Raw genomic sequence first — 12204 nt, 5'->3', positions numbered from 1 at the left:
CCGTCCAGCGGATCTGAATGCCGACAGAGAGCGCCATGTCGAAACTGGTAAAAACCGTCAACCTTGTATACCGGCCTGACGACTTCCTTCCCGGCCTCGCAGACAAGATCCTCAACCGGAAGAAGCCAACCCTCGCCGGGGCCGCCGAGCGCGCCGGCTTCACCTTGAGGCTCATCCCCGTCCATGAGCTGGTACCGGCATCGACCGACCGCCCCACACTCTGGTACCAAGACGAAGACCTGCTGAGCACAAGACAGTGCTTCCAGGTGGACGATTTCAGCTGGGATCCCCAGGCATCGCATTTCCTCAAGGCGATCTACCGAACCATTCAGGAGAGCGACTCCTTGCTACTGAACCGCTCCATGGACGGACCCGAGTACCTGGCGACGGACAAACTCGCCATCGCTCAGCGCGCAGCAACACTCGGAGTTCCCACCCCTGAGACCATCGCTGTTCCTTACGGCCGCCACGCACGATCCGTGCTGCCCCTCGTCGAAGACCGCCTGGGCCGAGGCCCCTACATCCTCAAACCCCGGGAAATGGGCATGGGGTTCGCGGTACAGAAGATCGACACCTTCCAGCAGCTCTCCTCCGCCATCGACATGGTCGCCCAGGCCGGTGTCGGATACCTCGTGCAGCCCTATCTCCCTCACACTGCCGACACTCGCGTCTACCTGGTGGAGGGGGAGATCATCGCGGCACTGCATCGGTCCACCGGAGCAGGCGCCTACATGACCAACGTCAGCCAGGGAGGAGTCGGCAGTGTCGTACGCGGTTGGGACGACGTAGAAGAGCAGTGCCTCAGGATCGCGACGAGTCTTCAGGCAGCGTGCCTCTCGGTCGACTGGCTGCTGACCGATTCAGGGCCCGTCCTTGATGAATGGAGTACCGGATTCGGCAGCTTCCCCGACCAAGAGCCCGCCGTCGGGGACGCCTTCTTCTCCTGGGTGCGCAGCCAACTGGGCTGACCCGGCAGCACCAGCAGAGGGATCGTCCAGCCTCAGCCTGCCGCCCGCGCCAACATTCAAGCGGCGTGTACAGCCCAGTCGCTCCACACGGCCCCGCGCGTACCGACGGTCATCCGGCACGCTCGGGGCCGCGCTGTCCAGGCGGCTGCCTGGACGGTCAGTCACTCTGCCGCATCGATGGCGGGTCGGCGTACCTGGATCTCCGCGCCGGTCTGCTTGAACGACTCCGCGGACACGGGAACCAGCACCGCGTCCCGGTGGAAGTCGCGCAGGTTCGTCGCCCCGCAGCTGATCATCGTGGAGGTCAGCTTCGCGCGGGTCCGCTCCACGTTGTCGTACAGGCTGCCGGCGTAGGGAACGTAGCCGTCGACGCCTTCTTCGAAGACCATCTGGCCGCGCTGGCCGTAGCGTGCCGCGTTCTGTGCGCGCTGCGAGCCCTCACCCCAGTACTCCTTGTACCACTGGCCGCCGATCTGCAGCTTGCGTGACGGGCTCTCGTCGAGCCGGGCGAAATAGCGGCCCAGCATGATGAAGTCCGACCCCATCGCCAGCGCCATCGCCATGTGGGAGTCGTTGAGCAGGCCGCCGTCGCAGCACAGAGGCACGTACACGCCGGTCTCCTGGGCGTAGGCGTCGCGCGTCTCGACCACGTCGAGCAGCGCTGAGGCCTGCCCGCGACCGATGCCCTTCTGTTCCCGGGTGGTGCAGATGGCCCCGCCGCCGATTCCAACCTTCACGAAGGCCGCACCCGCGTCAGCGAGGTAGCGGAAAGCCCGCCCGTCGACGACATTCCCCGCGCCGACGAAAACGTCGTCCCCATACTGCTCCTGGGCGAATTCGAGAGTCTTCGCCTGGTATTCGGAATAGCCGTCGGAGGAGTCCAGGCACAGCACATCCGCACCGGCTTCCACCAGCGCGGGAATACGATCCTTGAAGTCCCGGGAATTGATCCCGGCTCCCACCCGCAGACGCTTTTCATTGTCCACGGTCGCACGGTGATATGTCTTGTGAGCCTGGTAGTCCTTCTTGAGGACCAAGGAGACGACCCGACCGTCTTCAAGCACCGGCAGGACATCCAGGTGGTGCTGCCAGATCAATTCGTTTGCGTCGGAGAGTGAGACCGAGGCCGACGCGGTGACCAGCTCGTCACGCCCTCGCATCCGGTTGCTGACGGTCTCGGAGGCTCCGTGACGCTCCAGGTGGAAGTCGTCGAGGCTGATGATGCCCAGGAACTCGCCGTCCGCTTTGCCGCTCTCCGTCACGACGGCCACGCCCTGCTCGGTCGCGGCCAACTGCTGGGCGACCTCACCGAGAGGAGTCAGCGGTGCGACGGTGACGTCGCTCGTCCGGAAGCCAGCCTTGTGCCGCTTCACCGCCAATACATCCGCGGCCTGGTCCTCGATCTGCTGGTTCTGGTGGATGAACGACAACCCACCGACCTGCGCCAAGGCCACTGCCAACGTCGGTGACGACACCGCCTGCATGATGGCGCTCACCATGGGGGTGGCGACCCGGATAGCCGACTCCTCGCCGACCCGGTGACGCACCAACGGCGCCCCGAGATCCACATTGTCCGGCGTGCAGTCTTCTGTGGTCAGGCCCGGAATGAGGAGGTACTCGCTCAGCGTACGAGAGATCTCGGGGAGGATTTTCACGTCGTCTCCAGAAAGGAGCCTGCAAACCGATCGCGGTAAATCGGCGAGACTCATGCGGTCATTGCGGATCGACGCCAGCCGGTAGCGCACTATCGGAAGAATCCGCTTCGGAGATTGAGAGCGGGCGCACCCGGCGGGGCAGTGCTCGCACGCGCGGCCGAATCGGCAGCGAAGGCACTACGGACCCGAAATTCGCACGGTGCTGCACAGGCGCTAACTTCCATTACGCCATACGGGATCGTACCGCACTGAACGTGTCCACCCGGTCACCCCTATAAACCAGCCACCGTGCTTCGGCCAAGATCCCGACGGAGGATGAGAGGGAGCATCATCACAGGCGTAGAGAGGCGAGATGGCGCGCGTCGTGGTCATCGGAGGCAGCATCAGCGGGCTCGCCTCCGCCCTGTTCCTGTCCAGGCGGGGACATCACGTCATCGTCCTGGAACAGGACGGCCACCACCTGAGCGCGAACCTTGAGGACGACTTCCTGGCCTGGCGTCGCCCTCGAGTCCCTCAGGCAGTCCAGCCACACGGCCTGCTGGGGCCCGTCCGCGACGTCCTGCTGCGCGAGGCCCCCGACGTGTATGCAGACATGCTCGCCCTCGGAGCCCGTGAGCGCCACGAGTTCGACTGCTTCACCCAGCACCCTCCGTACTGTCCGGGAGATGAGCGCCTGGTCACCATCCAGGCGAGGCGACTGGTTTTGGAGGTTGCTCTGCGACGTGCGCTGATGAACGAACGCACAGCAGTCCTACTCGTCGGCCATGGGGCCACAGGGCTCGCCGTCGACTCAACCCGCAACCTTCCGCACGTCACCGGCGTTCATTCACAGCAGGGCCATCACCCGGCGGACCTGGTTCTGGACTGCGCTGGCCGGCGCTCCCCCGTGCCCGGCTGGCTGACCGGCGCGGGTTGCCGAGCGCCCCTGACCGAGAGCAGCCCGACCGGCATCGCCTATTACTGCCGCTGGTACCGATTCGCCGTGGGAGCGCCTCGGCCCGGAAGCGGCGTGAGAAACGGCTCTGCCTCCCCGTTCGCCATCGGCGGTGTCTTCCCCTCCGACAACGAGATCTTCGCCCTCTCCTTTGTGCTCTCGTGCGCAGACCCAACCAGAGGCGCCCTCAGTGATCCGCGCACGTTCGAAGCCGCAGCCCGGACGTTTCCCGCCATGAACGCCTGGCTCACCAACCGGCCCGTACCTCTCTCCCCCGTCCTTGCCATGGGCGGGCTGCACAACAGATGGAGACCGTTGGCCGACGCATCGGGTCCAGTGGTGACAGGAGTCGTCGGCGTCGGTGACACGCTGATCCACACCAACCCGACCCTTGGCCAAGGCACTGCGCTGGCGCTACGGACCGCGCAATGGGTAACCCAGCAGGACCTCACGGGGGAGAGTCCCAACGAGTTTGCCGGCCGCTATCATCGCTGGACGCTCCAGGAGCTTCGCCCCTGGTACGAAATGCAGATCTCAGCGGACCGCGCCACCGCAACACGCCTTGCGAGCGGGATTTACGGGAGACCTTCCTTAAGTTCCGACGAGCGAGCCGCCCTCGGTGCCTGTGCTTTGGAGGACACTGACATCATGCGCGCCCGAGCGCGCGTTCGACACCTCATGGATCACCCTGATGAAGCCTACGCGGAACCCCGCATTCGTGCGAAGGTCGCTCGCTGGCGCAGCTCTCACCCAGGGCATGAAGACATCTTCGACGGTCCGGCACGGACCACATGGCACTCGATCGTAGGTGCACCAGAACGTAGCGAGGCGCTGTAGCAGGGGTGGACCGGCATCGCGTCAGCCGCTCGAGGGTGCGCTCGGCTTCCTCCCTCGTCGGGGCCATGGCCGCCATCCGCGTGTGAATGTCTGTCGGCGTGGCGGTCAGGGACAGTTCGGTCGTTGCTGCAGTGCGGTCGGCGTCGAGGCCGATCTTGTCGGGGTGCACGCAGGCCGGCTCACCGGCCGCGGTGTACCGGTGGCCGTCGACGGGGTTGAAGGACGCTTCGCGGCACGGCCGGTCAAAGATGACGAAGCCCTCGCGTGGGTGCCGCAGTGCGGGGCAGATCCCGCACAGACCGTGATCCGACTTGGGGTCCACGTGGGGCGGGCCACCATCCATGCTGCGGCAGCCTAGCGTCCCGCCGGCGGACACTCTGACAACCGCGCACCCCAGCTCGGGGCAGGTCACTGCAAGGCGTGCTCGAACATGGAACGGTGCGCGGTGACGAAGCCGTGCTCGCGGCGGCTCCACTCGACGCGCGCGGCAATCACCTCCGCCTCGACACGGAGCTCGGAAGGCCCAGAAACCCGCTCGGCCCAGAACCGGGCGTTGCGGTTCTGCCGTTCCAGGATCGCGTCGACGAGGCGCCGGCGCTCGCGGGTTCCGAGTCCGTATCCATCGGCCAGCACCCTCACCTGGTGAGCCTGTTCGGACACAGGCGGAGCTGTCACCTTGGAGGTGATACACCAAGTCCAGGCTGCGTACCCGACATCCTCAAGGGGATCCCCGGGCGCAGCAGTGTCGAAGTCGATGAAGGCCACCGGCGTGCCGTCCTGGAAGACCATGTTGTTCGGTCCAGGATCGTGGTGGCAGACGACCGGATGTGGTCCTGCGAGCCTGCTGCTGCGGGTCGCGCCGTGCAGGGAGCGCAGCAGTGCGCCGGCTGCGGTCACCTGGGCGTCGGTCCACTGCTGGAACTTGGCCGGCACGTGGCCGGGCAGGTAGCTGAACATGTCACGTCCGGCCTCGTCGACGCCCAGGTAGCGCGGCGCACCGGCAAAGCCATGCAGCTCAAGGTGCCTCAGCAGTTCCGCAACGAACGGCGACGACCGTGAGGCAGGTCGGCGCACGGTGTCCCCGACCCGGACGACACCGTGGGTGATTCGCCCACCCCCCAGCGGTACTTCGACATCGTGTCCGCCGGTCATGCCAAGGTCTCCTTGCTCTATGCGTTGGATACCGGCCCGGTCTACCTGTGCCAGGAGGGCCTACACAAGCTAGCCGGGAGTCAGGCAACGATGGCAGAGAGTGCCGCCATCGACGCATAGGTGTTCTGCACACCGTCCCGATTGCCGAGGCGGTGGCGTTCGAGGCGGACGCTGCCGAGGTGGCGGGCTTCGTAGATCGTCGAGCGCCAGATGGCCGCGTCGGACTGGTCCGGGCGTCCGTAGCTCTCCCAGAACTCCTGTCGCTGATCGGGCTTGGTCTTGATCATGCGGATGGTCCAGTCGCTGGCGGGATCGCCCCACCAGGTCCTGTCCAGGTCGTGCACGTCGGTAATGGTCGGTTCCCGTGCATCGTTGCGGAGCAGGGTGTTGGGGAGCCACAAGTCCCCTGTGAGCAAGCGAGGTTGGGTCTCGTCGAGGACAGTGTGGTGGCGGGCTGCTGCTGCGGCGACCGTGCGTACATCGTCGGCGTCGAGACCGGCAGCCTCCAGGTCGACGGCGATGGTGTCCAGGGAGGCGGTGATCGCCTCGCTCCACGTCCGGTACGTGGGTCCGGCTACCGGCCCGAAGTTCCGACCGCGGACCGTGTGCACGCTGCGCGTAATCTCTCCGAGCTGACGGTAGTACGCCGACCACATCGATGGCGGGTGCGTACGCAGCCGAAGTTTCATGGGCGCCGTTCCTCAGCGAGGTCAGAGCCCTCGGCCGTTGCTTCGTGTCGTGGGCGCCGCACAGCGCCTTGTTCCTCGCCCAGACCAGGCCCTGGGGGGCTCGGGGCGGTCTTCTCCCGTTCGGCTGGGGACGCTGCTGCCTGGCCCTCTGGCTCTGGCGACGACTGCGCAAGCTCGCCGGAGGCCGAGCCGGGATCTGGCGCAGGGGAATGGCCTGGTTCCAGTACGGGACCTCCCAGAGCTCGGCGGGTAAGGCGGCCTGGGCGACCGGGGGCGACGGTGCGGGGGTCGACTGCTTCGAGGGGTGCGTAGGTGGTGTAGGGCGAGTCGTCGGATTCGCTGCGGTCGCGCGGGAGGAGCCAGAAGGTGCGGCGGTCGTAGCGGCCGGAGTCGCGGGTGGCGGTGGTGTCAGGGGCGAGGTTGGCGTATCCGACGAGGCGGCCGGGCTGGTGGTACGGGGGCTTTCCGGAGCGGCGTTTGGTGATGTCCAGGCTCTCGCGGACGTAGTCGAGGTCGTCGATCGGCACGGTCCAGACGATCTCGGTCTCGGCGGCCAGCTGCTCGGGGCGCAGGCGTGTGGTGGGTGCGGCGGGACTCGTGATGGCGTTCGGTCCCTGGTGAGTACCTGCGTCGGTACCTGCCGTGTTTTCGCAGGTCAGACCTGCTTCGGGGCGGGGGTGAGGGACGGAGAGGGACTGTTTTCCGCAAGTGTGGGGGGCTGGTGTGGTGTCGTCGTTTTGCGCGGGGGATACATTGCGGAAGTTGGTCTCTGTTGGTCCCTGGACGCGGGGGTTCATGGGGTGTGACCTGGCCTTTCGTGGGCAGGGACTGTTCTCGTCGTGGTCGGTGGGCCCGGTCATGACGGTCCCTGGAGGCCGGCGGGCGGGTTGATGATCTCGATGCCCTTGTAGATCTTGCGGCCGTTGGAGGTGGGCAGGTTGGTGCCGGGTGGGTGGTGGATGGCCAGGCGGACCTTCTCGCCGAAGTGGCGGGGCTTGATGGGGTCGACGCCTTCGTCCTCGCACCATGCTTCGTAGGCGAGGCGCAGGGTGCGCTGTTCGGTGCGCAGGGCGGAGGGGTCGCCGAGTTTGCAGCAGTCGGACAGAAAGCGGCCGAAGGTGTCCTCGGCCTGGGCGTAGTCGCGGGTGGCGGCGGTGACGGCGTCAGAGTTCTTCAGGTGTGGGTCGTCGCCGTTGAGGTACTTCAGGGTGCCCTGGATGATCCAGTGGAGGATGCCAGGGCCCTCGGCTTCGACGAGGTGGACGTCGAGGTCGGTGATGACGCGGCTGACGGTGTACTCGAACGGGACGAGGCGCAGGCGGCGCCAGAATCCGCGGCCGCCGGCGGGGACCGCGGGGCGGTGGTTTCCGAGCAGCCAGAGGGTGTGGGTGGGCCAGAAGCTGAAGAAGTCCTGGCGGACCTTGCGCGCCTTGATGCGGTCGCTGCCGGTGAGCAGGGTCATGCGGGCCTGGTCGAAGCGGGCTCCGGGGTTGAGTTCGCTGCACACGATCAGCCGTCGGCCCTGGAGGTCGGCGAGTTCGGTGGGGTGGTCGGAGTAGGGCTTGGCCATGAGGAAGTCGTGCGGGGCGGTGTCGGCGTAGTCGCCGAGGAGGCGTTGCACGACGGCGGCGAGCACGCTCTTGCCGTTGCCGCCCTGGCCGTGGAGGAAGGGGAGGATCTGCGCGGAGGTGAGGCCGGTGATCGTGTAGCCCATGACGCGCTGCATGTAGCCGGCCAGGGCCGCGCCTTTCGGGCCGGGCCCGAAGGTGTCGGTGAGGAATTTGTCCCACAGCGGGGTCGGCATCGCGCGCGGCGCGCACAGTGCGGCCCGGGTGTGGAACTGGCTAGGGTGCGCCGGGCGGAGCACGCCAGTGCGCAGATCGACCACGCCGTCCGGCGTGCAGAGCGCGTACGGGTCGGCGTCGAGTTTGTCGGCCGGCAGGTGGAAGGCGGGCATCTTCTTCGCGACCCGGATCAACGCCTGGTTGCCCTGATCGTTGAGGGTCCGGTTGATGTGCCGGCGCAGCTGCTGGCGAGTGAAGCGTTCCTGGGGGTCGCGGGTGGCGAGGTTCTCGCCGAGCTCGAAGGCCGCCTCGGAGACCGCGCGGGCCTCCAGGTCGATCGCCCACCGGTAGCCGGCCCACCGGTACCAGCCGATGCCGGGCACGTAGCGGAAGTCCTCGCCGTACAGCCGCTGGAACAGCGCGGCGTTGCCCCGGTCGGTCAGGGACCGCGGGATCAGCAGTTCCGGCTCCGCCGCGCTGGGCCCGGACGCGGGCAGCGCCGCCGTCGGTGTGTCGGGGCCGGGCGCGCGGCTGGCCGGCACGGTGGGTGCGGTCTCCCCGGCCGCGGCCGCATCGGTGGTCGTCATCGTTCGTCTCTCGGGTGCAGGGCCTGCCGCGTGCCCGCGGCCAGACCGGATCGGATGATGCCCAAGGCCGCGGCCTGCTTGGCCGGCCGGGCGCGAAGGGCGGCGTCGAGCAGCGCCGTGCGCGCCGCCTCCTCGGTTATGTGGCCGCCGGCGACCAGGCCGCCGAGGGTGAACGCGGCCCGGTTGAGAACGCCGGACCAGCCCGCGCCCTCGGGGACGCGGCCGCAGTCGGCGACCGCGTCCAGCACGGTAGCGGCCGTCCGCTCCGCCCACCGCCCCGGCTCCGACGATCCGCCGCCGCCACTCCTCCGCCGGGCCGCGAGCGCCGCGGCCCGGGCCCGGTTGGGTACCGTTGGTTCTTCCGGCTCGTCGGCCGCGCCGGGCAGGAGGTGACCGGTGCGGGTCAGCTCACCGGCGAGCCAGCTCGGCAGCAGCACCGGCTCCCGGCGCTCCCCCACCACCCGGTACGTGCCGGCCGCGGTGTGCGTTCCCGGTGCCACGATGTAGCCGCCGCGGGCCCGTACGTCCAACTGCCAGCCCAGCACCGGGCCGTGGTGATCGCTGCCGGCCGACCCGCGCCACGCGGTGCGGGCCGGGGCCCGGAACCACAGGTGTAGGCCCCCGCTCGGGGTGCGCACCGTCATGGTCAGCTCGCCCTTGCTCGGGTCGGGCTGGTCCCGGCTCTGGGCGAGCAGGCGGAGCACGTCGACCCCGTCCTTCACCTGAGTGATCTGGGCGGGTGTCAGGTCGACTCCGGGCAGCAGCTGGTCGGCCTGCTGCGGTGGGGTGCTGCTGTGGCGGTCGACGTCGACGATGACGAGGTCGGCGGAACCGGTCGCCACCGCGACCCCACGGTCGCCCACCGTCCACCAGCGCTCGATCAAGTCCGGGTCCAGGGTCGCGGCGTAGAAGCCGTGGCACAACCCGCCCCGCGCCAGGCACGCGCACTCCTGTGCCGGGTGCGGAACGTACTCGGCGCTGTGCTGGCTGCACCGGCGACAGCCCCGGATCGGCGTCTTCCGGCCCGGCGCCAGCGGGAAGACCGGATACCCGCGCCCCGCGAACCACCGCGCGACTCGCACCGGTTCGACCTCGCCCGCACTCACCTCGCCCACCTTCCCCGGCACCCGCCGACTGCGGGACCGCTCCGAAACACCGCGGCCGTCCATGCACCGCTCACCCAACACCACAGACCCTCGTCGAGTCCCAGAACAGGGACTTCCGGCGCCCGCGTTCCAAACCGAAGCACGGCCCAGCACCTGGCTCACGCCGCGCTCACCGCCTTCCGGCTCTCGCTGGCGCACTGCGGCAGCATCCCGGTCTCACCAACAAGGGGACGCTGCGCCAACGCGACCAGCCGCTCCTGCCAGCCGCCGATCGGCTCCGGGTTCGGCGCCTGGACGACGGTGCGCACGTGACCGAGCTGCTGCGTAAGCAGCGCCTCCGCGCACCGCCGACGGGCTACCTCTCCGGCGGCCACAGCCTGCTGCTCGTCACGCCGCCGGGCCCGCTCGATCGCCCTCACCCGCTCGGCCTCCGCCTGCGCCTCCGCCGAGACCGCCAGGACGGCGAGGGCGCGTTCGCGTTCCTCGCGCAGCAACGCCTCGGCCCTCTCCCGGACTTCCCAGGCCACCACAGCTTCCGGCATCCCCTGCTCGCGCGCCCGCTGCTCCGCCCGGTGGGCCGCATCCTCGAGCCGGGCCCGGCAGCAGGCCAGCCGACCGGCCACCTCACCCAGGTCGCGAACGGGGCCACCGACCGCGGCCGCGATCTCGGCGGCGCGCTCCAGGGCCTGACGGGCCGTACGCACCTGCGAGCACACCAGGCACAGCCCGCCGGCCTCCGGCACCCCGCACACCTCGCACGGGCGCGCCGCCAACACCGCCTCGGCCTCCGCCAGCTCCTCACGGTGGCGGGCCCACGCCTCCTCGCGCCGCGCCCGCTCCACCACGGCCCGCTCCCGACGGACGGCAGCCTCAGCCGCTTGCCGCGCGACCTCCTGGCTCAGCCGCCGTTCCACCTTCGCCCGGAACTCCTCGGGAGACAGATGGGGCTCTGCCTCGGTGATGGCGCGCGCGACCTGCCGACGCAAGGCCCTCCGGTCGCCGATCAGCAGCTCGCAGCTGGAGCACACCAGCCCGGTGTCCATCCGCACCCCGTCGTCGCAGGAGGTCGCGTAGCACTCGGCCCGCTGCGGCAGCCCTCGGCCCAGGAACCAGCCGACCGGATCTCGCACCGGCTGACCCTGCTGGGCAAACAGCCTCCTCTCGAGCCGCTCGGCCAGCACCACCGCGGCCCGCTCCGGCCCGACGACTCCGCCGACGCGACGCAACTCGGCTGCTACCGCCGCCCGGACACGGGACCGTCCGCCGGAACGCCCGATGCGGGCCCACTCGAAGTGCACCGGCGCCAGCACCCGCTCCAGCCCCCGCGGCAATGACCACCGCAACGGCGCTCCTCGGCCAGCCGCCGGAGGCACTACTCCCTGACCGGTCTGGCCGCCGACCTTCTGGTGCTGTTCCCCGCGCAGCGGGCTACCGGACCCACCGCATGCATCAGCCGCGTCGACGACCGTGTCCGGCTGGTCCTCGCGCTCGCCCGCGCGTCCCGGCAACGTTGAGGACCCCGATGCGGCTTCGCCGGAAAAGCGAGATGAAGCCGCACCAGAACCACCCTGAGCAACCACCAGAGCGTGGTCGGCGTGGTGCAGTGCACCGCCAAGCTTGTCTTCCGATGCCGCCAAGGTCTCACGTTTCCGCAGGTCAACCGCAACCTTGGGCTCAAATTCCGAGCCCTCGGCGCTCTCCTGACCCCTGAGTGCACCAGTCTCCTCAAGCTGACCGCCGTCCAGGACCTCGAAGAACCTCTCCTGGACCCACCCCTCCCCCGGCTCCCCGGGATCCGGCTCGTCGACAAGTTCCGTGCAGTGCACGCAGCACCGCACCTCACCGGGGAATACCTCGTCCTCCGGCGTCTCCCCGCCTGAATTGCCGCCGGGCACCGCCCGCACCGTCTTCGCAGGCTCGCGCCCGTACGCGGCCGCGACCGCCGGGACCACCAACTTCACCCGAGCCCCAGGCACCCCCCGGCCAGGAACCTCCAGCAGTCCCTGGCGAACCATCCCGTCCACCACCTGAGCCGCCTCCGCCAGCGAACACCCCAGCAACCGGGCAACCGTCGCATCAGCACGGTCGAACCCTCTCGCCACAGCCCCGCCAACAAGCCGCACCCGGCCGTTAGGCCGCGCCGCTAGCACAAGCCGCAACAGAGCCAGCCGTTCACGCGCCGCACCCCGACCCCGTCGCTCGCCGAGCAGACCAGCCGGCGTCGCGGGCTTGCCCACCGGCGCCCATCCCGGCGCGAACAGCGCCTCGCACAACGACAGCAGAACGGCCAACTCACGCTTCTCCAGCCCCAGCGGATGACCCCGACGAGAGTGCGCGGCCGTCAGCGGCAACAGTTCCCAACGCAGGCCGGCCACTCGCCGTACCCGGTCCACGGTTCTTGTCACCACTTCGGTCGATACCGCGCCGGAATGACGCAGGCCCGGCAAGACCCGGTGATCAACTAGCGACTCCGACACACCTAGCCACCGGGC

At 69.0% G+C, this 12204-nt stretch carries 9 protein-coding genes; 2 read left to right on the top strand and 7 right to left on the bottom strand.

Translation table 11 applies throughout. From position 1 onward, the window contains the following. The first annotated feature begins 35 nt into the window (after positions 1-35). Positions 36-968 (top strand): ATP-grasp domain-containing protein, encoded by a 933-nt coding sequence (locus SZN_RS00580; protein WP_167546268.1) that lies wholly within the window; start codon positions 36-38, stop codon positions 966-968. Positions 969-1129: 161 nt separating this feature from the next. Here SZN_RS00580 and SZN_RS00575 read toward each other — a convergent pair whose 3' ends face one another. After that, positions 1130-2713 (bottom strand): IMP dehydrogenase, encoded by a 1584-nt coding sequence (locus SZN_RS00575; protein WP_244313260.1) that lies wholly within the window; start codon positions 2711-2713, stop codon positions 1130-1132. 262 nt (positions 2714-2975) lie between these two features. Here SZN_RS00575 and SZN_RS38005 point away from each other — a divergent pair, with 262 nt between their 5' ends. After that, a complete protein-coding gene (locus SZN_RS38005) occupies positions 2976-4394 on the top strand; it encodes an FAD-dependent oxidoreductase (RefSeq protein WP_007490522.1) in 1419 nt (472 codons plus the stop codon). Positions 4395-4802: 408 nt separating this feature from the next. Here SZN_RS38005 and SZN_RS00565 read toward each other — a convergent pair whose 3' ends face one another. From SZN_RS00565 to SZN_RS40240, 6 genes are all read right to left on the bottom strand, one after another. Further along, positions 4803-5546, bottom strand: coding sequence for an aminoglycoside phosphotransferase family protein (locus SZN_RS00565; RefSeq protein ID WP_007490519.1), 744 nt, complete (start codon positions 5544-5546; stop codon positions 4803-4805). An 80-nt stretch (positions 5547-5626) separates the two neighbouring features. Further along, positions 5627-6235, bottom strand: coding sequence for a phosphotransferase (locus SZN_RS00560; protein WP_007490517.1), 609 nt, complete (start codon positions 6233-6235; stop codon positions 5627-5629). Next, positions 6232-7032: a DUF6009 family protein gene (locus SZN_RS42175; protein WP_244313259.1), complete on the bottom strand. Its 801-nt coding sequence runs from the start codon at positions 7030-7032 to the stop codon at positions 6232-6234. Before SZN_RS42175 ends, SZN_RS00560 begins: the two co-directional genes overlap by 4 nt. 59 nt (positions 7033-7091) lie before the next feature. Continuing rightward, positions 7092-8606: a DNA primase family protein gene (locus SZN_RS00555; protein WP_007490515.1), complete on the bottom strand. Its 1515-nt coding sequence runs from the start codon at positions 8604-8606 to the stop codon at positions 7092-7094. Further along, positions 8603-9712 carry a bifunctional DNA primase/polymerase gene (locus SZN_RS42170; protein ID WP_007490513.1) on the bottom strand — a complete coding sequence of 370 codons (1110 nt, stop codon included), beginning with the start codon at positions 9710-9712 and terminating at the stop codon, positions 8603-8605. Before SZN_RS42170 ends, SZN_RS00555 begins: the two co-directional genes overlap by 4 nt. Positions 9713-9870: 158 nt before the next feature. Then, positions 9871-12159 carry a hypothetical protein gene (locus tag SZN_RS40240; RefSeq protein ID WP_139063497.1) on the bottom strand — a complete coding sequence of 763 codons (2289 nt, stop codon included), beginning with the start codon at positions 12157-12159 and terminating at the stop codon, positions 9871-9873. Positions 12160-12204: the final 45 nt, after the last annotated feature.

The organism is Streptomyces zinciresistens K42 (genome assembly GCF_000225525.1).
Lineage (GTDB): Bacteria > Actinomycetota > Actinomycetes > Streptomycetales > Streptomycetaceae > Streptomyces > Streptomyces zinciresistens.
The sequence above is the reverse complement of the archived record's forward strand: the minus strand, read 5'-3'. Positions and strand labels throughout refer to the sequence as shown.

Coding starts and splice junctions, on each gene's coding strand:
- SZN_RS00580 (WP_167546268.1), top strand. CDS start 36: ATGTCGAAACTGGTAAAAACCGTCAACCTTGTATACCGGCCTGACGAC.
- SZN_RS38005 (WP_007490522.1), top strand. CDS start 2,976: ATGGCGCGCGTCGTGGTCATCGGAGGCAGCATCAGCGGGCTCGCCTCC.
- SZN_RS00565 (WP_007490519.1), bottom strand. CDS start 5,546: ATGACCGGCGGACACGATGTCGAAGTACCGCTGGGGGGTGGGCGAATC.
- SZN_RS00560 (WP_007490517.1), bottom strand. CDS start 6,235: ATGAAACTTCGGCTGCGTACGCACCCGCCATCGATGTGGTCGGCGTAC.
- SZN_RS42175 (WP_244313259.1), bottom strand. CDS start 7,032: ATGAACCCCCGCGTCCAGGGACCAACAGAGACCAACTTCCGCAATGTA.
- SZN_RS00555 (WP_007490515.1), bottom strand. CDS start 8,606: ATGACGACCACCGATGCGGCCGCGGCCGGGGAGACCGCACCCACCGTG.